The 20,399-nt window shown below is 69.1% G+C and carries 13 protein-coding genes, 1 tRNA gene and 3 pseudogenes; 8 read left to right on the forward strand and 9 right to left on the reverse strand.

Annotated features, from left to right (window positions below):
- Positions 1–79 precede the first annotated feature (79 nt).
- Genes lysA through ACWCP8_RS31185 form a run of 3 tightly spaced genes read right to left on the reverse strand, consistent with a single transcriptional unit; the run spans position 80 to position 3,052 of the window.
- Positions 80–1,471, reverse strand: coding sequence for a diaminopimelate decarboxylase (gene lysA / locus ACWCP8_RS31175; protein ID WP_411086227.1), 1,392 nt, complete (start codon positions 1,469–1,471; stop codon positions 80–82).
- A 26-nt stretch (positions 1,472–1,497) separates the two neighbouring features.
- Entirely contained in the window at positions 1,498–2,562 is a 1,065-nt protein-coding gene (nrtL, locus tag ACWCP8_RS31180) for an ArgS-related anticodon-binding protein NrtL (protein WP_451119495.1), read from the reverse strand.
- Between the two features lie 55 nt (positions 2,563–2,617).
- On the reverse strand, positions 2,618–3,052 hold the full coding sequence (locus ACWCP8_RS31185) for a response regulator (protein WP_451119497.1): 435 nt from the start codon (positions 3,050–3,052) through the stop codon (positions 2,618–2,620).
- Between the two features lie 221 nt (positions 3,053–3,273).
- Between ACWCP8_RS31185 and ACWCP8_RS31190 the strand changes: the two genes are divergently transcribed.
- A tRNA-Arg gene (locus ACWCP8_RS31190) sits at positions 3,274–3,345 on the forward strand.
- A 477-nt stretch (positions 3,346–3,822) separates the two neighbouring features.
- Here the strand turns inward: ACWCP8_RS31190 and ACWCP8_RS31195 are convergent.
- Positions 3,823–4,254 (reverse strand): annotated as a pseudogene (locus tag ACWCP8_RS31195) (tyrosine-type recombinase/integrase); the annotation flags it as partial.
- Positions 4,255–4,449: 195 nt separating this feature from the next.
- On the opposite strand from ACWCP8_RS31195, the pseudogene ACWCP8_RS31200 reads away from it, so the two are divergent.
- Positions 4,450–5,799 (forward strand): annotated as a pseudogene (locus ACWCP8_RS31200) (IS1380 family transposase).
- Between the two features lie 118 nt (positions 5,800–5,917).
- On the opposite strand, the gene ACWCP8_RS31205 reads toward ACWCP8_RS31200, so the two are convergent.
- The 3 genes from ACWCP8_RS31205 to ACWCP8_RS31215 all read right to left on the reverse strand — a co-directional run bounded on the left by ACWCP8_RS31205 (position 5,918) and on the right by ACWCP8_RS31215 (position 7,607).
- Entirely contained in the window at positions 5,918–6,217 is a 300-nt protein-coding gene (locus ACWCP8_RS31205; RefSeq protein WP_451119499.1) for a hypothetical protein, read from the reverse strand.
- A gap of 9 nt (positions 6,218–6,226) precedes the next feature.
- On the reverse strand, positions 6,227–6,526 hold the full coding sequence (locus tag ACWCP8_RS31210) for a hypothetical protein (protein WP_451119501.1): 300 nt from the start codon (positions 6,524–6,526) through the stop codon (positions 6,227–6,229).
- A gap of 634 nt (positions 6,527–7,160) precedes the next feature.
- Positions 7,161–7,607: a DUF6174 domain-containing protein gene (locus ACWCP8_RS31215; protein ID WP_451119503.1), complete on the reverse strand. Its 447-nt coding sequence runs from the start codon at positions 7,605–7,607 to the stop codon at positions 7,161–7,163.
- A 99-nt stretch (positions 7,608–7,706) separates the two neighbouring features.
- Between ACWCP8_RS31215 and ACWCP8_RS31220 the strand changes: the two are divergent.
- Positions 7,707–7,853, forward strand: a pseudogene (locus ACWCP8_RS31220) (SAM-dependent methyltransferase); the annotation flags it as partial.
- A gap of 930 nt (positions 7,854–8,783) precedes the next feature.
- Here ACWCP8_RS31220 and ACWCP8_RS31225 read toward each other — a convergent pair.
- A complete protein-coding gene (locus tag ACWCP8_RS31225; RefSeq protein ID WP_451119505.1) occupies positions 8,784–10,109 on the reverse strand; it encodes a hypothetical protein in 1,326 nt (441 codons plus the stop codon).
- Positions 10,110–10,804: 695 nt separating this feature from the next.
- Here ACWCP8_RS31225 and ACWCP8_RS31230 point away from each other — a divergent pair.
- From ACWCP8_RS31230 to ACWCP8_RS31240, 3 genes are all read left to right on the forward strand, one after another.
- A complete protein-coding gene (locus ACWCP8_RS31230; RefSeq protein WP_451119506.1) occupies positions 10,805–11,203 on the forward strand; it encodes a hypothetical protein in 399 nt (132 codons plus the stop codon).
- Positions 11,204–11,713: 510 nt separating this feature from the next.
- Positions 11,714–12,376 (forward strand): hypothetical protein, encoded by a 663-nt coding sequence (locus tag ACWCP8_RS31235; protein ID WP_352262822.1) that lies wholly within the window; start codon positions 11,714–11,716, stop codon positions 12,374–12,376.
- Between the two features lie 398 nt (positions 12,377–12,774).
- Positions 12,775–14,889, forward strand: a complete 2,115-nt coding sequence (locus ACWCP8_RS31240; protein ID WP_352262820.1) for a SpoIIE family protein phosphatase — start codon at positions 12,775–12,777, stop codon at positions 14,887–14,889.
- On the opposite strand, the gene ACWCP8_RS31245 is transcribed toward ACWCP8_RS31240, so the two are convergent.
- Entirely contained in the window at positions 14,859–16,157 is a 1,299-nt protein-coding gene (locus ACWCP8_RS31245; protein WP_451119508.1) for a serine hydroxymethyltransferase, read from the reverse strand. The two genes, ACWCP8_RS31240 and ACWCP8_RS31245, sit on opposite strands and share 31 nt — an antisense overlap.
- A gap of 285 nt (positions 16,158–16,442) precedes the next feature.
- Between ACWCP8_RS31245 and ACWCP8_RS31250 the strand changes: the two genes are divergently transcribed.
- The gene (locus tag ACWCP8_RS31250) at positions 16,443–18,062 is read left to right on the forward strand and encodes a hypothetical protein (protein ID WP_451119510.1); all 1,620 of its coding nucleotides are present in this window, start codon (positions 16,443–16,445) and stop codon (positions 18,060–18,062) included.
- 208 nt (positions 18,063–18,270) lie between these two features.
- On the forward strand, positions 18,271–20,214 hold the full coding sequence (locus tag ACWCP8_RS31255) for a S53 family peptidase (protein ID WP_352262817.1): 1,944 nt from the start codon (positions 18,271–18,273) through the stop codon (positions 20,212–20,214).
- Positions 20,215–20,399 lie beyond the last annotated feature (185 nt).

A 20,399-nucleotide genomic window follows, 5' to 3' on the forward strand; every position in this document is an offset into this window, starting at 1 on the left:
GCATGCTCATGTGTGGACCAGTCTCACTCACCGGACGGGAGTTTCTGCCACCCGTCCGGATCCTGAGACATCTATTTCATCAGCCGACATCGAGACGCAGGAGATCTTCCTCCGTCTCGCGCCGGACGATCACCCGCGCCTCTCCGTCGCGCACGGCGACGACGGGCGGGCGCAGCGCGTGGTTGTAATTGCTCGCCATCGAGCGGCAGTAGGCGCCGGTGGCGGGCACGGCGATCAGATCGCCGGGCGCGAGGTCGGACGGCAGGAACGCGTCCTTGACCACGATGTCACCGCTCTCGCAGTGCTTGCCGACGACGCGTACGAGCATCGGCTCGGCGTCGGAGCGGCGCGAGACGAGCGCGACGCTGTACTCGGCGTCATAGAGCGCGGTGCGGATGTTGTCCGACATGCCGCCGTCGACACTGACGTACGTACGCAGACCTTCGAGGTGCTTGATGGTGCCGACCTCGTACAGCGTGAACGCGGTGGGTCCGACGATGGCGCGCCCGGGCTCGACCGAGATCCGCGGGGTGGCGAGGCCGGCCGCCTCGCACTCGCGGGTCACGATGTCGCCGAGCGCCTTGGCGATCTCGTGCGGCTCGCGCGGGTCGTCGTCGGAGGTGTACGCGATGCCCAGACCACCGCCGAGGTCGATCTCCGGCAGCTCGACACCGTGCTCGTCGCGCACCTCGGCGAGGAGCTGGACCACGCGGCGGGCGGAGACCTCGAAGCCGGCCATGTCGAAGATCTGCGAGCCGATGTGCGAGTGGATGCCGATGAGCTCGATCCCGTCGAGCGTGAGCGCCCGGCGCACCGCCTCGGCGGCCTGTCCTCCGGCCAGCGCGATGCCGAACTTCTGGTCCTCGTGAGCCGTGGCGATGAACTCGTGGGTGTGCGCCTCGACGCCGACCGTCACCCGGATCTGGACACGCTGCCGCTTGCCGAGCCGCTGCGCGATGTGCGAGACGCGGACGATCTCCTGGAACGAGTCGAGCACGATCCGCCCGACACCGACCTGGACGGCGCGCTCGATCTCGGCGACGGTCTTGTTGTTGCCGTGGAAGGCGATGCGCTCGGCGGGCATTCCGGCATCGAGCGCGGTGGTCAGCTCGCCGCCGGAGCAGACGTCGAGGTTGAGCCCCTCCTCCTTGAGCCAGCGCACGACAGCCCGTGACAGGAACGCCTTGCCGGCGTAGAAGACATCGGCGCCCGGTCCGAACGCGTCGGCCCAGGCGCGGCAGCGGGCGCGGAAGTCGCTCTCGTCGAGGAAGTAGGCGGGCGTGCCGAATTCCTCGGCCAGCCGGGTCACTTCGATCCCGCCGACGGTCACGGCACCGTCGTCGTCGCGGGAGACGGTGCGGGCCCAGACCTTCTCGTCGAGAACGTTCAGGTCGGCGGGCGGGGCCGTGTAGTGCCCCTCGGTCAGGACGTCGGCGTGACGAGGACCGGCGGGGTGTGCGGATCGGCTCATGGTGTTGCTCTGCTCTCTCGGATCTCTCAGAGGTGTTCGGGTGCGCTGATACCGAGCAGGGACAGGCCGCCTGCGAGCACCGTCCCGGCGGCTTCGGCAACGGCCAGCCGGGAGCGGTGGGCGGCCGAGGGTTTCTCGTCGCCGACAGGCAGCGGGGACGCGGAGTCCTGGAAGTCGAAGAAGGCGTGCGCGACGTCTTCGAGATGCCGGGCGAGCCGGTCGGGCGCGCGGTGGCGGGCGGCGGCGGCGAGGGCATCGGGGTAGTCGGCCAGCGCGCGCAGCAGTGCAGGTGCGTCGACATCCTCGTCGTACGAGCTGTCGAATCCGAGGAGCGCGGCGCCACGGGTGAGCGCGCGGGCCCGGGAGTGGGCGTAGCGGACGAGGAACAGCGGATTGCCGGCGCTCTGTACGAGCAGCTCGTCGCCGAGCGGGGCCCGGTCGTGCCCGGCCGGCCGCAGCAGCCCCCACCGGACGGCATCGGGCCCGAGCCGCTCCAGCAGCTCGCTCGCGGCAGCACCGGCGGGAAGGGGCCGGACGGCGGTGTGAAACGCAGCAGGCTCCCCCGGGGCATCGATATCGACCCCCAGCCGCACCCAGTCGGGGTCGAGCGACCCGTCGCAGTCGGTGCGCACCAGCGCACCCTGGGTACGTGCGATGGTGCGCAGCGCGTGGGCGGTGACCGCGGCCCGGACCTCGCGGGCATGGCTCAACTGCAGGATGTCCCCGGCCAGCGCGTCCCCGTACCCGTACCGGGCCCCTCGCGCCAGCACATCGCGTAGGAGTGCGTCGCGCGCCCGGGCATCCGCCGACGCGTCGAGCGTGAAGTTCAGGAATCCGGGCCCGGTGACCTCGACCCTCCCGATCCCGGGTGCGCCGGCGACCCGGTCCCGCAGGATCTCGGCGACCTCCCGGGCCGGCCGCGCGGCGGCCCCGGCCAGCTGGAGCGCGACGGCACAGGCATAGTCCCCGCTACCGCCGGGCCGTGTCCGCTCCACTCGCACGCGCGCGGGCACGGGCGCGCGCAAGGCATCCTCCTCGACCGCGCGACGCACGGCGCGCAGCACGGTCCTGGAGAGCTCGGCGGGGGTCACGGGACAAGCGTATGGGAGGGAGGGGGTCGCTCCGCGACCTGGTTTCGCCATGCGGTCAGCCCGCGGTGCTCTCGGCCTTCCCGGCGCTTTGTCTGCCGTCGAGCGACGGCGGGTCCTCCCTGTTCGCCAACTGCCGTACGAGCCGTACGAGCTCGCTCGGCTCGAAGGGCTTCGCCAGGAACGCGTCGACGCCCGCGGCGACACCGTTGTCAACCTCGTACTGCGTACAGGCGCTGACGATCGCGACGGGCAGATGTCTGGTCCGCGGATCGGAGCGCAGGCGAGTGGCGGTCTGCAGACCGTCGAGCCGGGGCATGACGACATCGAGGGTGATCACATCGGGGCAGACCCGATGCACCAGGTCCAGGCACTCGACACCATCGGCCGCGGTCACGACCTCGAAGCCCTCAAGCTCGAGATTGACCCTGATCAACTGCCGGATGACCTTGTTGTCGTCAACAACAAGCACGCGGCCACACGCCCCTGACACACTCCGAGACTAGGTGGGACGTAGGGGCCGCGTCCGGGTTTTGCCCATTTCCGGCCCCGGACGGGTGGCGGCCGGGTGGCCCACGGACGGCACGGCGGACGGCACGGCGGAGGGCATGGCGGCCGACGTGACGCGGACGGTGGCCGCGTGGAAATACCTGTTCACGGACACCCCGCGGAAGCTGGTAGTGTTTCACCCGTCGCAGAACACGACAGCGACATGCCCCCGTAGCTCAGGGGATAGAGCATCGGCCTCCGGAGCCGGGTGCGCAGGTTCGAATCCTGCCGGGGGCACTTCAGTCCGGACAGCGTGATCAACCCGCTGACCAGGCAAAGTGCCAAGCACAAAGGGTCGGACCCAGTCTCACTGGGTCCGACCCTTTGTCGTTGTGTGTCACTGATCGCGAGTGAGTGGCGAGTGGGTTTTCGAGGCCCGCTGCCGACACCAGCGCGACGCCAAAACCATGCCGGTTCACCATCCGAGCAGCGGCTCGCCCAACACCTGACCACCGATGTGGGCGGCCAGGCGCTGGGCACGGGGAAGGTCGCCCGTCTTCCCCACATGCACGAAGACGGTGTGGTGGGCGGCCCACCCCGACCATTGCGACGTTTGCCCTTCGCGTATGCCTCGGCCGCGTCGCTGGTTCGGAGGACGGGGTACGCCATGGAGTTGCCCATGCGCTGAACCGTCGCATGTGGTCGCCGCCCGTCGCTAGAACGTTTTTCCGTGCTGACCGACCATGCAACAGACCGGCCCTCGCCGAGATCAGCTCAGCCTCCCGTCTCACCCCATCCCATGGCCTGCTCGATCTTCCGATTGTTCAGTTCCTCGTGGCCGTCGATGCAGCCGGCATAGCGACGGTGAACCACTTCCGGCGAGTTCCCGGCGCGGCGGGACACCTCCGCCACGGGGACGCCGGCGTTCAGCCAGTTGGTGATGCATGTGTGCCGCAGGTCGTACGGCCGGTGGGCCAGCGGCGAATCGGTCTTGTCCGGCGGCAACGCGTAGGGACGGGCTTCCTGCCATACCCGCCAGTAGCTCGTGGAGCCGAGGACTCCCCCGCGCTCGTTGGCGAAGAGCCGACCGTCCTTGGCCGTGCCGAACTCCGCCGTGCCGAACTCCTCTATGTGGGCGCGGAGCATGGCGACCAGCACGGGCGAGATCGGCACTGGGCGGTCGGTGTTCGCCTCACGTGATTTAACCCTGGGTATTCAGCGATATTGGGTGACCTGACGCCCCGACAGCAGAATGGTGCCGCTGACCTGCGAGGATGCGAGTGTCTACGTCGTATCCGCTGCAAGGATCAGGGCACCAATCTGGTGAGCAAGGCTACAGGGTGGGACCGCCGGCTGTCGGTGGTGGCTGACGGGAAGAGACTGATCGGGCATGCCGGTGCGGTGCTGCTGCGCCGATGCGCGGACCGCACTGGACTCACCGGCGCACTGGGGAAGGTGTTGCCGTCCAGCACGGCGGCCGGCTGGCGGGAACGGGCGAGCGTGCTGGTGCACCTGGCGGCCGCGATCGTGCTCGGGGCGGCGAACCTGTCGGAGGCCGAGCAACTTCAGTTGCATCATCGGCCGTTGTTCGGGTCGGCGGCCTCGGACTCCACCGCCCGCCGCACTCTGGCCGCGCTCGACGAGGCAGTACTGGCGAAGATTGCGAAGGCACGCGCCCGGGTCCGCAGGCACGTGTGGAGTCTGCTGCATCTGCGGCCGGGCGGCTTCCCGTGGCTGACGGTGGCGGGCAAGCGGCTGACCGGCTGGATCGTCATCGACCTGGACGCCACGGTCATCACCGCGGCGTCGAAGAAGGCCGGGGCGGCGGTCACCTTCAAAAAGACGTTCGGGTTTCATCCACTGGCCGCGTGGTGCGCGAACACCACCGAGTCGTTGGCGATGCTGCTGCGACCCGGCAACGCCGGAGCAAACACGGTGGCCGACCACATCACGGTGCTCACCGACGCCCTCGCCCAGATCCCCGGTTCCTCGGCCGCGAAAATCCTGGTGCGAGTGGACGGGGCCGGAGCCACCCACGGACTGCTGGAACACCTTGAAGCGTTGAACACCACCCGGCGCACGGTCCGCTACACGGTCGGCTGGAAGATCACCGACGCCGACGAGCAGGCCATCGCCCAACTGCCCGAGGCCGCCTGGGAGACCTCCGTGCACCAGGACGGCAGCCTTCAAGAAGGCTACTTCGTTGCCGAGGTGACCGGCGTGAGCACCAGTGAGGGCTGGCCGGAGGGCACGCGGCTGATCGTCCGCCGCGTCCGGCCGTCCCGGCGGCACTTGAAGAAGCTGACCGCGTTCGAGACCAGGACCGGCTGGCGCTACGCGATAACCGCCACCAACATCCGCCACATGTGAGGCATCGCCGGCTCGGGCCACAGCCAGTTCCTGGACGTACTGCACCGCTCGCACGCCGGGGTGGAAGACCGGGTCCGCACCAACAAGGCCATGGGGCTGGACAATCTGCCGTCCGCCTCGTGGGAGGTCAACCGCGGCTGGACGCTTGCCGCGAACATCGCCGCCGACCTCGACGCCTGGGTCAGGCTGCTGGCCCTGCACGACATCGAGGGCCTGGCCGACGCCGAGCCCGACACCATGCGCTTCCGCCTCTACCACCTGCCCGCCCGCCTCGCCGACCACGCCCGCCGCCGCTGGCTGCGCATCGATGTGACCTGGCCCTGGGCACAAGCATTCACCACCTGCTGGCAGCGGCTCACCGCCCTCCCGGCCGTCACCTGACGGCCGGGCACTACCCCGACAAGGACCGGGAAGGAGAAGACCGGCAGCACTCCGGGCCCGTGGAACCCGGCGCACCCGCGGCGTCACGCGGCGGCCCACCTCGAACGGCCCAAGGACATTACGGGCGAACCGCCGAGCCGGTCAACGACCGAACCTCGCTGAAGAATCGAGGCTGGTCCTCAGGGTGCACTGCCGATATCACTGCGGAAAGTGAAATAGTGGTATCCGGAAAGAGCGCGTCCAGGGCGGGTGCGCCACCGAGCCACTCCAGCTGGTGCTCATGGGGCGAATACATCCACAGGCCGAGGTGGGCGGCCCTGGTGGCTATCCGGAACGGGATCAGCAGGCTCGCCAGGTCGTTCCGCGCGTCCAGGGCGTGCACCCAGACCAGTTGCTCGTCACTTGCGGGATCCTTCACCTGCTGCGCCTACATCAAGCAGGCAACGGGCGCTCCGCCTGGCCCGGGGAAGTCCAGCACCCGCATCGCGACCGTCTTCGTCTTGGCGGCGTGGGCCACGAGGTTCTCGGCCGACATCCGCTGGCTTGTGGGCCACACATCACCGAAGTCACGTCCCAGCAACTGCTCACCGAAGTCAAGTCCCTGGCAATGCTCCGCCGGCCTGCCCAGCGCTGTGGCCATCGCAGCGTTGAGGCTGAGAATGGCACCGTCCAGCGTCAGAAGAGCCGCCGGGTCAGCTCCTCGAAGGAGTTCGTCCGAGGCGTCCATCTGCGACTCCCTGGAAAATACCAAAACAACCTCTACAGCCATTTTCGCCTATTTCGCCGCGACGCGTCGGAAAGGCAGTGTGTCTGACCGGCTGCGTCGAGTGACGACGACAGGAACCCGCTGAACCGGTAGACAGCCGCCCGTGAAGAGGGGCGACGGAGCTCGGTTGCGGTACAGCAGCGGAGTACAGCAACCCCAGCAATGGTCCATGGCCTGCAACGTCCCTTGGAGACTTCGACGCGACCGCTATGGCCGCCGTTGACCGCTCCACATAGAGCTACGGATCAGAAGGTTGCACGTTCGAATCCTGCCGAGTGCACACAGCTCAGAAGCCCCTCGGGATGATCCCGAGGGGCTTCTGGCATCAGCGGGTGACATCAACGTCGTTTGCGGCCGCCGTTCGTTGTTCCGGCCATTCGCCTACATCGGCCGCGCCGACGACGTCATAGGAGCATCCGCCTACAAGATCTCGCCGTTCGATCCGCGGTACTCGATGCGCCACTGGAGCTTGGCGAGCCGGACCAGCGTGCTCAGGGGGGTGTCTGCGGGAAGGTCGGACAGGAACCGAATCAATCGCGATGCCGTCGTCCGGCCGAAGGGCGGGCACGCGGTAGACGGCAGTTTGCCGCCCCAGTCAGGGGAGTTCGCGGTATTCGGTAATGAGGTAGTCGGCCTCGTCATCAATGGCATTCTTCAGCCAGTCGATGTGAATCTCAGTGGGGTGTCCATCTGCGGCAAATACCGTCTCCGCGACTTCAGCCTGGCCTGCACGGGCCTTCTGGACATCAGTGAGGAGACCGCCAAGCGTCGGCACATCCTGCGGATTCTCCTCGACCGTGCGCCGGGCCGGCTCGTCGAGGCCGATCGCTTTGACGACCTTCCCGTTTCCCACGGTGATCCGGTACTCCCCAAGGCCGCTCCGCTCTCCGGACTCGGAGAGAAGCCGGAAGGAATACCGATGCGGTTCGGACCATCGGGCTGCCTTTGCCTGGCCACCGCCTCCGGCGGTGGCCGGTGTGGACCCTGCGTCGCAGCCGACCACGGCGAGGGCAAGCGCAGCGGATGCGACGAGCAGGTACATGCCGGATTTCGTCACGGTTAGGCCTTTCAGCAGCTCAATTGCCCCTTCGACGGCATCGCGATTGATTCGGTTCCCCTAGCCAGTCTCCTCGTTAGCGTCCTGCAGCAGCCGGGCGACGGGCCCACGGATGAGCTGATTGCCTCCGCGATGGCAGCAGCGCGCATGGCAGAGCCATACTCGGAGTTGCTCGCCGCCAGCACGCACTCACTGGCCGTTGTCACGGCTCCCGCTGACATCAACGGCTGACATCAACGTCTGCGCACCCTGACGCACGGGTGCGGACCGGACGGCGCTGCCCGATGCCGGACCAGGGCGGTATATAGCTCGCTCCCGGACCCTGCGTCCGGCGGTGCACCCGCCTACGGTCTGAAGCTGCCCGTGCTCTTCCGAAGGTGGGGTAACGCGCAGATCCAGAAACCAGTGCCCCCGCAAGAGCCTCTAGGCCATGCGGGGGAACTCGGCAGTCTTAGCAGGTCAGAGAGCTTCCTTCGAGGGCGTGATCGGCTCCCCCGACATACGTACTGGAGGCAACACACTCCAGGGGGAGTTGCTCCACGCAGCACGCTGTCGTGCCCCAGCCGTGCCTGATGGAGCGGGGAACACCGGGGAACAGCGGGAACTCACGGGCACTGGCCAAGACGAAGGCCCCCGACCGATGTTCCTGGTCAGAGGCCTTCAACCTGCGCGGTGGGTGTGGGATTTGAACCCACGGTGACCCGCGCCACGACGGTTTTCAAGATCGCTCCCGGGCTGGACTCGCCCATTGACTCCGTCGATCACGTGGGCAGGCTCGCTGCGCGTACTAAGCGCCGTTCAGTTCTGGTTCACCGGCCAGACTTCAGCCGGGTCGCAGTGGGCCGGGCAAGCCAGCAGATAGACCTTGTTACCGAGGAAGACCCGTAGGTGTCGGCGCCGATGCTGTAGGGCTGCTCTGGTTGGCCCGGGTGGACGGCGAATTCCATGCCCTCCGGTACCTGGCAGAGGTACACCAGATCGGCGCCGCACGCGCACCGGTAGAACTCGGGGTCTTGCGCCCAGGACGGCATACCGCCCACTTTGAACGTCTGGGCCCCCAGCCCTCGCGCGTTGGGGTTGTCCACGAAGGGGCGCAGGGTCAGCGGCAGGGCGCACAGGGATGGTTCGGACTCCGCCGTCGGCAGCGTCGACCAAGACAGATCAAGGACCAGTCATCGCCTTGATCGTGTACGGGTACGACTCTTGCTGCCACGTGGTCGTGAACACGGCCGTCGGACGCGCTGCGACCTGTGGCACGCGGCCGTCCGTCGTGAGCGTCTTCGCGCTGCCGAAGGTGCCGGAGCGGCTGATCAGCCGGGCGGTGGCCTTTGTGACGCTGTACGGCGGCGTGGAGATGGCCGTGGTGGTCTGCGACACCAGCATGCCGTCGCCGTCGTCGTCCAGGGCGAGGTCGGGGCGGTCGCCGGCGCCCAGCGACGTGATGGCGCCGAGGGTGCCGCCGGCGGAGAGTTTGCGGCCGTACAGCTCGCGCTTGCCGGCGTTGTTGCGTACCCACACGATCATCGAGTCGCCGTCCAGGTCTGTCCCGAGGGTGTGGTGGAAGTCCACGTTCTCCGTGGATGTCGAGATACGCAGCGGGTTCGACAGCGTGCCGGTGTGGCTCCAGCGCGAGGCCCAGACCTGCGAGCGGTCGCCGCCGCCGGAACGGTAGCTGATCACCGCGTCGCCGTCCCGGTCCACGCCGACCCGAACCATGCCGAAGCCGCCGTACGCCGCGATCGGCGTGGTGAGCACCTTCGCCGCGGAGATCGAGGTCGCGGTCATCCGCTTGGCCACCACCTCGGAGCCGCGTACCCAGGCGACGACGAACTGACCATTGCGGTCCACGCCGATGGCCGGCGGCTCCGCCGAGCCCGAGCCGAGTGTGTGCACCGCGCCAAGCGTGCCGTCGAGCTTCAGTCGACGGGCCACCGCGTACCAGCTGCCGTCGCGGATCTCCGTCCACGCCACCATCGAGCTGCCGCCGGGCGTCACGGCGACCGAGGGCGTGGTTGCGGGCGACCCGGGGGTGGAGAGCATCTGCAGCGAGCCGACGAGGCTGCCGGAGGACGCGACCCGGCGGCCGACGACGGTGCTGTCCTGCTGCCACACCACCGACGAGTCGCCGGTGTCATCGGAGTCGGCCTGCACCCAGCTGATGGCGCGGCCGTCCGGGGACAGGGTGCGGGTCGCACCCAGGGTGCCGTTTGCGTACTTCACCCGGGTCTGTACGCGAAAGTAGGAGCTGTTCGCATTGTCCATGGCCGCCCAGGCGAGCAGCGCATCGCCGGAGCGGTCGATGGAGACCTGGGGGTCGTCCTGGCCGGACCAGCCGGACGCGGTGACATTCCACGTGGACGTCCACGCGGCGTCGGCGTTCACTACGAGCGTCGCGGTGAGCGCGATTCCGGCCACGGTCGCCACGGCGCCTGCGCCGATGAGGCGGCGTTTTGTCGAACGCCGGTGACGTGCTGCCTGAGGTGCCACTCTTGTATCCCTTCCAGGGCTGCCATGGACTCCACGGCAGTGAGGCTGTCCCATGCGACTGTTCAGTAGGTACAGCGGCGTTGCGTGCGCATACGTCACACGAGCAACACAGGCCCCCTGCCTGATGACCTCAGTACCTGTAGCCGGGCCAATGCGGATCCGCCCAGCAGGCGTATGCGCTGGAGCAGTTCGTCAGGAGCACCGTGGGCCTGGAGACGGGTGGGGGCGTGGCGGGCCAGCCAGGTGGTCAGCTCGGCGTAGGGCACCTCCTTGTCCTCCCACCGCCCCCACGTGTCCCAGGGCAGTTCGTCTCCCAGCAGGTCGTACTGCCAGTGGCGACTCTGTCGGGGATCTTGAACCCGACCCGATGCCCCCGCCACGACGCGTGGCGAGGGCATCTGACCGGGGTCAGTGGTGCCGACCGCGCTCTTCGGGCCTCACGGCCACGGGTGTGACCGGAGGGTGTGGCGTGGCGGACGACGCGCTGCTTACGGTGCTTCGCCTGCGGGCCGCTTCCTCGCCGGTCGAATGCATGTCGAAGTCACCGATCGTGCGGATTCCGGTCCGGAAACAGCCAGGTCAGGCCTACTCATCCAGGGGTCCGCTCAAGGGCCGTCTAAGCGCTTGCCCGACTGGACGCGAGCCCGCGCTGCCTCCCGAGCCGTCTGTCAGTGTCCGTATGTACCGTCCCGCTCATGACTGAGAGACCCTCGAAGCACTGGCCTGACGGAGTAGCTGAGGAAGCGCGCAAGCTGGCGGCCGGCACCCTCACCTTGGACGACGCGTTCATGGCCGACCTCTACCCTGTGTCACTACTGGACGCGACCGACGAAGCCTTGGGCGCGTTCGAGAGCACACTGGGGACTCTCCGCACCCCCTCCGATGATGAGGTCTTCGCAGCAGTGCAGCGGGTCGTACTCGACCTGAACGCCATTAATGATCAGCATGACGGTGCCGGTTACGAGACCGGCGAACGCGAAGAGCTCTGCCAGTACATCGATCAGGCGCTCACCGATCGCGGCATCGACGTCCCCGAACTCACCGCGAGGTGCGGACTGGGGCGGTATGAGATCACAGACAAGTGGCGCGACTGATAGGCGCCAGCTCCGGACCGTGCCGGGAAGTAGCCGGGTAGCCGCAGCCAGTCGCGATCTGCTGCAGGACCAGCCAGCGAGGAGGCGTACTGCCCGTTGGTCATGCCCCCCATTCCGAGTTGCTTCGGAACGAACAGGGACTCGATACCCTGCGCGCCCCCGAGTGAGTGGCGAGTGAGTTTACGTCCGGTCTGAACTCGCTTGAACGTTCTCCCAGCTGAGGCGGCCAGTCGGGACACATAGGCGCATGCCCTCCGGAGCCGGGTGCGCAGGTTCGAATCCTGCCGGGGGCACTTCCGGATAGACCCTCTGACCAGCGGAAACGCTGAGCAGAGGGGCTTTTTCATGCCGTTTTGCTGCCGTTGGATCCTGCGGACGGCGGCCAGTGCGCTGTGCACCCCGAGGACCCCCTGGGCGGGCAGGGCCGTCAGGGAGCGGGACACGCAGCCATCACGTCGGCGTCACGCCCGAACAGCAAAACTGTGATCGCCCCAAGGAAAGGGAGAGATCATGCGACACAAGCGATACATCGCGTTGCTCAGCCTGCCGCTGGGCGTCTCCTCCATGCTGGTCGCGGGCGGCTCCGCGGAGGCCGCGGACACCTCGGCCTCGGCCGTACCCAGCGCAGCATGTTCGGTGGTCAGTGGATTCCCCTCGAACCGGATCGTGGGTTCGGGATTCAACGCCTTCGAACCCATACACATCACCGCGGGCGGGAAGGTGATCACTGACACGACGGCGACCGTGGGTGGCAGCTTCTCACTCGCCGGCACGTTCACGGCCCCGTCCTTCCTCGCACAGGGCGTGGCGACGGGCAATACCGCCACCTGCGTCAACCCGTTCACGACGCCTGAGACACCTCCGCCCGGACAGACACCTCCGCCCGGACAGACCCCGCCGCCCGGACAAGCGACGGGCACCGCCGCTGCCGAGAAGACAAAGGGAATCAAGGACGGACGCTCCGACGGCTTGGCCTCGTGCGAGCAGAACAGGGCCGTGAGGCGGTCGCTCATCGGCGAGTCCCAGGACTACATCGACGGTTACCGGCAGGGCCTCGCCGAGGCGAAGGACCTCTTCTCCGCCTGCCTGAACCAACCCGCCGTCCAGCAGCCCAACACCCAGAGTCAGCGCCAGGGCCAGGGCCAGGGCCATCGTCGCGGAGGCAACCGCTGAGGGAGTGGCGATCCCCGGACCCCCGTGACACCCGTGACGGGGGGTGGCGGAAGACAGCCGCCCCCACCGACGCTCCGGTTCCGGCCGGAACGGGCCCCACCAGCTCTCCTGCCGGGGGCACCGCAGTTCGGGGGCCAAGCAGGCTCTCTGATCAGGCATAACGCCGGATCGGAGGGCCTGCTGTCGGATATGGGCCGGGCACCGGGTTCCGTCGGGTGGTCCGGTGTGTCGACGATGACCTTCCGCTTCATCGCACCCACGACCGCGCATCGGCGGTGGAGTGCTGGGTATCGGGTTCGGAGAGACGATGGAGGGGCCGCAGCGAGGCGTAAGGAGCAGGTACGGGCTGGGCCGGACGAAACTGCCGCCGTGGAGGCAAGCGGAAGGGGTGCCCGGGGATGAGTACGACCGATGCGTTCCTGGCCGGGCTGGGCCTGCCAGGTGCGGCATCCGCGCCGAGCGGGCTGCTGGATTTGCTGAGCCTGGCCGCGGTGGTACTCGATGACAGCGGGCGGATCGTCTTCTGGAGCCCGCAGGCGGAGGAGCTGTTCGGCTATACCGCCGAGGAGGCGCTGGGGACGTTCGCGGGCCGGCTGCTGGTGGAGGAACAGCACCTGGACACGGTGATCGACCTGTTCGCCCGGGTGATGCAGAGCGGGCAGCGCTGGGCGGGAAGTTTCCCGGTCCTGCACCGGGACGGCAGCACGCGGCTGGTGGAATTTCGCAACATGCGGCTGCAGGACGACCGGGGAGGCTACTACGCGCTCGGCATCGCCACGGACCAGGCGACGCTGCAGCGTGTGGAGCGGGATCTGGCACTGTCCATACGGCTCGTCTCCCAGTCCCCGATCGGCCTGGGGGTCATGGACACCGAACTGCGGTACGTACTGGTCAACCCGGTGCTGGCGCGCGTCGACGGCCTGCCCGCCGACGAGCAGGTCGGGCGCGCCGTCAGCGAGGCGCTGCCCTTCGCCAACGAGGATTCCATCGAGTCGGACATGCGCCGGGTCCTGGCCACCGGCACACCGCTGCTGGACCGGTTCGTCGTCGGCCGCACCCCGAAGGACACCGACCAGGACCATGCCTGGTCGGTGTCCCTCTACCGGCTGGAGGACCCTGGCGGGCAGGTGCTCGGACTCGCCACCTCGGTGGTGGACGTCACCGAGCAGCACCGGGCGGCCGCCGACGCCACCCGGGCGCGGCACCGGCTGGCACTGGTCGCCGACGCGTCGGTGCGGGTCGGCACCACCCTCGATCTGGAACAGACCGCCCGGGAGTTGGCCGAGGTCTGTGTGCCACAGGTGGCCGACCTGGCCACGGTGGATGTGCTGGACAGCATCCTGCACGGCCACCGCAGCAGCGGGGGTGCGGCCGGCGCGGCACGGTTCAGGGCGCTGGCGGTGGTGTCGGCCCACCCCACCGTGGCCACTCACGCCGTCGATCCCACCGGCGACTACGCCCAGTACGACGCCAACCGTCTGATCACCCAGTGCGTCAACACCCGCCGGCCCGTCCTCAGGACCGATGTGACGGGTCAGGATCTGCGCCGCGTCGCCCGGGACGACGAATGCGCGGCGCTGCTGGCCGCAGCCGGAGTGCACTCCTACCTCGCGGTCCCGCTGATCGCCCGTGGCGAGGTGATCGGCGCCGTGGGCCTCATGCGCGCCGACAACGCGAGGCCCTTCGACGAGGACGACGTCATCCTGGCCGGGGAGCTGGCTGCCCGCGCGGCGGTATGCATCGACAACGCACGCCTGTTCCAGAGCCAGAGGCACGCCGCCCTGACCCTCCAGCGCAGCCTGCTGCCCGAACGGCCGGCCGATCAACCGGGTCTGAAGATCGCCACCCGCTACCAGCCGGCCGGCGCCACCAGTGAGATCGGCGGCGACTGGTTCGACGTCATCCCACTGGCCGACGACAAGACCGCCCTGGTCATCGGCGATGTCATGGGCAGCGGTATCGACGCCGCCGCCACCATGGGCCAGCTGCGCACCTCCACCCGCACGCTGACACAGCTCGACCTCGATCCCGACCACGTCCTGCACTATCTGGACCGGGCCACCGCCGGCATCGAACACACCATCGCCACCTGCGCCTACGCCGTGTTCAACCCCCACAACGGTACGTGCGACATCTCGCTGGCCGGGCACCTGCCGCCGATCCTCATGCGACCGGGCCGCACCCCCGAACTGCTCGACCTGCCCACCGGCGCTCCGCTCGGCGTGGGCGGGGTCCCCTTCAGTACCACCCGCCTCGGCCTCGCCCCCGGTGACCAGCTGGTCCTGTACACGGATGGCCTGGTCGAAACCCGCGACCAGGCCATCGACGATCGGCTGGATCTTCTGCTGTCCCTGCTCGCGGGTCCGCACCGCGATCTTGAGGAGACCTGTGACCTGCTCCTTCGGGCGCTGCGCCGGCCCGGCGACCACGATGACGTGGCCCTGCTCATCGCCCGGCTGCCCGCCGCGGAGCCCGCAGACCCTCAGCCCACCGGCAACCCCGGCGCCGGGTAGGCGTCCATCAGGTTCTTCACGTCGGCGCGCACCTTGGTGACCGTCGCCTCGTCGTCCGTACGCGCCGCCTCCACCACCCGGGCGATCCACTCCGCGACCGTGTTCATCTCGGATGCGGGGATCCCGCGTGAGGTCAGGGCCGGGGTGCCGATGCGGATGCCGGACGGGTCGAAGGGCTTGCGGGGGTCGTAGGGGACCGTGTTGTAGTTGACGACGATCCCCGCCCGGTCCAGGGCCTTCGCCGCGATCTTGCCGGGTACGTCCTTGCCGGTGAGGTCGATCAGCAGAAGGTGGTTGTCCGTGCCGCCGGAGACCAGGTCGAAGCCCTGGGACGCCAGCTCCTCGCCGAGGGCGCGGGCGTTGGCGACCACCTGGTGGGCGTAGGCGCTGAAGTCGGTGGTTGCGGCTTCCTTGAGTGCTACTGCGATCGCTGCCGTCGTCTGGTTGTGCGGGCCGCCCTGGAGGCCGGGGAAGACGGCGCGGTCGATGGCACGGGCGTGTTCCGCCCGGCTCAGCAGCATCGCGCCGCGCGGGCCGCGCAGGGTCTTGTGGGTGGTGGTGGAGACCACGTCGGCGTGCGGGGCGGGTGAGGGGTGGGCGCCGCCCGCGATCAGGCCGGCGATGTGGGCGATGTCGGCAACCAGAACCGCGCCGACCTCGTGGGCGATCTCGGCGAAGCCTGCGAAGTCGATCGTCCGGGGCACCGCGGTGCCGCCGCAGAAGATCACCTTGGGGCGCTCGGCGCGGGCCAGGTCGCGGACCTCGTCCAGGTCGATCCGGCCGGTGTCGCGCCGGACGCCGTACTGCACCCCGCGGAACCAGGTGCCGGTCGCCGAGACGCCCCAGCCGTGCGTGAGGTGACCACCCATCGGCAGCGACATGCCGAGCACGGTGTCACCGGGCTCGAGGAACGCCAGGTAGACGGCGAGGTTGGCGGGCGAGCCGGAGTACGGCTGCACATTGGCGTGGTCCATGCGGAAGAGGGACGTGGCCCGTTCGACGGCCACCGTCTCCACCTGGTCGATGATCTGCTGGCCTTCGTAGTACCGCTTGCCGGGGTAGCCCTCGGAATATTTGTTCTGGAGGACCGTGCCGGAGGCCTCCAGAACCGCTGCGGAGACGTAGTTCTCACTGGGGATCAGGCGCAGGGTGTCGGCCTGCAGCTGCTCCTCCGCAGTGATGAGTGCGGCGAGCTCCGGATCGGTGGCGGTAAGGGCGGCGCGGTGGTTCTCGGGTGTCGGCACAGGGTTCTCCCGGGTCTGGCGCATTGCTGCGGCGTGGACCCGGATGCCCAGGCGGACGGCTCTCCGGCGGTGACGCCTCCGGGCAGGCCCGGAGTGTGCCGCTTCCTCGTGGTCGATTCCACGCAGCACCCCTGCCGGGGTACGCGCCAGTCGCGGCGCCTCGAAGTTTACCGACGGATGACGGATCCCGGGCGGATACAGGGCGGATCCGGGGCGAATACGCCCGATTGACACGGTTCCTGGCGGCGAGGATGGTGGTGAAGCCGGGCGCGGTCAGGGGGTGTCGTGCCCAACGGTTGGGGGGCCGGGATGAGTTGGGACGATCAGGTTTTCCGACCGGGCTCGGTTCCTCCCGTACCGCCACCGCCTTCCCGTCCGCCCACCGTGGGGCCGCCGCCACCGGGCGCCACACTGCGTGCCGTGGCCGCCGGGTTGCTCAATCTCACCGGTCTCGGGCTCGGCCATGTCCTGATGGGACGGTGGTTCAGAGCCGTTCTGTGCTGGGTGGCGACGGGTGTGCTGCTGCTCGTGGCGCTCCCCGCCGATCCCGACGGCGTGGCCACGGGTCCGATCGTCGGGTATGTACTCGTGCTGGTGGCGGCCGCCGTGGACGGGGCGCGGATCGCGCGGCGTACCGCTGTCGGCGGGTCGTGGCGGCCGGTGGCGGCGGCCGGGGTCGGGCTGGTGCTGCTGGCGGGGCCGGCGGGCGGTGTGGTGCTCTACGGCTCCGCGCAGGACGAGGCCGTCGAACAGATGCTGCTCGACCGGCTGGGCGAGAGCGACCGGACCGTGCGGGCCGCCTCGGGCCGGACCTTCGATGCCGCCCGGGCCGACTACCGTTCCGCCCTTGCCGTCTACCGCGATCTCGGTGAGCAGCATGCGGGGTCGAGGGCGGGGAAGCTCGTGCCGGAGCGGTTGAACGCATACTACGAGGCGGTCGCCGCTCCGTACCGGCAGGGCAGGCACTGCGAGGCCGTCGCGCCGCTGACGTATCTGCGGACCGTGCCCGATTCGATCGACCCGAAGCTGCTGGGCGACCTCGCCGGCTGGCCCGACGGTCCGCTGGCCACCTCGCTGTACGCGTGCGGGGTGTCGAAGCTGGGTGACTCGGCCGTGGGTTCGTCGGGTGGCGAGCTGGCCGAGCTGCTGCGTACGTTCCCAGGCTCGGCGCAGGCCGGAAAGGTGGGTCCGGCGGTCTCCAAGAAGATCTCGGAGCAGGCCCGGGCGGTGAGCGGGAGCAGTCCCTGCCCGGCCACCGAGACGCTGCGCGGACTCCGGGCGAGCGTGACGTCGATGCCCGAGAAGTCGGTCTCCGCCCGGGCCGGGGAGGCCGACCGGGGGATCGAGAACGGCATGTACGCCTGCGGGGTGGACCGGTTCGAGAACAAGCAGTTCACCGAGGCGCGGAAGACCCTGGCGGAGTTCGCCACCACTTACAAGAAGGACAGGCGCAGGGCTCGGGCCCGGGACATCGCCATCGCCTCGGAGATCGCCGACGACCGGCCGGCGGCGGGCAAGCGGCTGCCGCCGGCCGGACGTCCGGGCGGCTCCCGAATGGAACTCGTCATCAGCAACGACGCCCCGAGCGGTGTCGAGATCCTCTACACCGGCCCGGTCACCGGCCGCGTCACGCTCAAGGCGTGCGGCGGTTGCAAGCGGTACGGGACGGAGGTGTCCGGGTCGGTGCTCGCCTGCAAGGCCGGCGGCAGGAGCTATCCGAAGGTGCGGTTGCAGCTGCCGGCGGGCGAGTACCACTTCCTGTACAAGCACGGCACGGGCGCGAACGTGGACAGCTACTCGTCCGGGTCGCAGATCAAGCCCGGCTACGCGTACACGAGTTGTACGTACGTCGTCGAGAGTGCGTACGGGCTCGGCCTGCCCTCACCGTCCGATCCGATCACCTTTTCTCCCGCGTCCTCGTCTCGGTGAACCGGTTGTCGATACCGGGACGGTCGGATCCGGACAGGTGCATTCCTTCTCTTATCGACTCGAACTGCCCGTTTCTCAGCGCCTTTTGACAGTTTCTTGGTGAACGCATGCCCCTTACGTAAAGGGTTCCTCGCCAGAGTGACGGATTACATGTGCGCATCATCCGGCACATGCTCCACACGCGAAGAACCACATCGCAGGGGGTTACATGAGAATCAGCCGCGCCAGACGTCGCGCCGGGCTGAGCATGGCAGCGACACTGCCGCTGCTCGCCGGTGCACTCGCCCTCGGCATACCGTCCGCCAGTGCGGACTCCGCGCCCGGCGGGCGCGACGCACTGCAGGGCACCAAGCCGGCCTGGGCGACCGCCCAGGCCGACCAGGGTGCCACGGCCGACAGCGGCAAGGTGAGTGTCCGGGTCCATCTCGCCGGGCGGGACGCGCAGGGGCTGGCCGCCTACGCCGCCGCCGTGTCCGACCCGCGCTCCTCCTCGTACGGGAAGTATCTGAGCGCCGCGGAGGCACAGGCCCGGTTCGGGGCGACCCAGCAGCAGATCGACCAGGTCAGCCAGTGGCTGAAGTCGAACGGTCTGACCGTCACCGGTGCCAACCAGCACTACGTCTCCGCCACCGGCGATGTCGCCGCGGCCGAGAAGGCGTTCAGCACCCAGCTGCGCAACTACCGCAAGGGCAGCCGGACCTATCGCGCCCCGTCCTCGACGGCCTCCGTGCCGGCCGGGCTGAGCGACTCGGTCCTGGCGGTCTCCGGTCTGGACAACGCGCCGCACAAGTCGAGCCACGACGAGACGCTGCCGCCGCCGGACGCGGTGTTCCGCAACGCGGGCCCCTTCTCCTCGTACTTCGGCTCGAGGACCGCGGAGTCGCTGCCGAGCGCGTACGGGGCCAAGGTGCCGTACGCGGTCAAGGGCTACACGGGCGAGCAGCTGCGTGCCGCGTACGGTGCGGGCAGCTGGACCGGCAAGGGCGTGACCGTCGCGATCACCGACGCGTACGCCTCGCCGACCATCGCGAAGGACGCCTCCGAATACGCCAGGCGCAACGGTGACGCCCCGTACCGCAGCGGGCAGCTCCGCCAGGTGCTGCCGGCCGACTACACGAAGACCGAGGAGTGCGGGGCAGCCGGCTGGTACGGCGAGGAGACCCTCGACGTCGAGGCCGTGCACGCGGTCGCACCCGCCGCGGACATCGTGTACGTGGGCGGCGCCTCCTGCTACGACGCCGACCTGCTGGACTCGCTCAACAAGATCGTCGACCACCGGCTGGCCGACATCGTCTCCAACTCCTGGGGCGACATCGAGGCCAACGAGACCCCGGACGTCGCGGCCGCGTACGACCAGGTGTTCAAGATGGGCGCGGTCGAGGGCATCGGCTTCTACTTCTCCTCCGGTGACGCGGGCGACAATGTCGCGTCCACCGGCACGAAGCAGATCGACGTCCCGTCCAACTCCGCCTGGGTGACGTCGGTCGGCGGCACCTCGCTGGCCGTCGGCAAGCACGACGCATACCAGTGGGAGACCGGCTGGGGCACGCTGAAGGCGTCCCTCGCGGCCGACGGCACGAGCTGGACCGGCTTCCCCGGCGCCTACACCTCGGGCGCGGGCGGTGGCACCAGCTCGACCGTGAAGCAGCCGTCCTACCAGCGTGGAATCGTCCCGGACGCGCTCGCGCGGGCGAACGGCAAGCGCCGGATGCGTACCGCCCCGGACATCGCGGCGGTCGCCGACCCGAACACCGGCTTCCTGGTCGGCCAGACCCAGACGCTGCCCGACGGCTCGCTCGGCTACGACGAGTACCGCATCGGCGGTACGTCACTGGCGGCCCCGGTCATCGCAGGCGTCCAGGCCCTCGCGCAGCAGGCGCAGCACGGCCGGCCGCTCGGCTTCGCCAACCCGGCGATCTATGCCCGGTACGGTTCGACGACGTACCACGACGTCACCGACCACCCGCTCGGCGCAGGCCGTGACCTCGCGGTGGCCCGGATCGACTTCGCCAACGGCTTCGACGCGGCGGACGGTCTCCTGACGTCGGTGCGGAGCCTCGGCAAGGACGCCTCGCTCAAGGCGGTCAAGGGATACGACGACGTGACGGGTGTCGGGACTCCGGCGGCCGGCTACATCAACTCGTACCGCTGACACCGATGCACGGGATCGACGCGTAGGACTGCCCCGGGGTTTCGGCCCCGGGGCAGCAGTGTGTGCGGGCCGACCTCAACAGATGTACTCCGGCACGGAGGTCGTGATCGCCGCTGACACTCTTCCGCCCCGCCTGTCGGTGCCCAGCGCCCGGAGGCGGGGCGCGGCATCCGTTCCCATGTGCA

This window comes from Streptomyces sp. NPDC002206, from assembly GCF_053593595.1.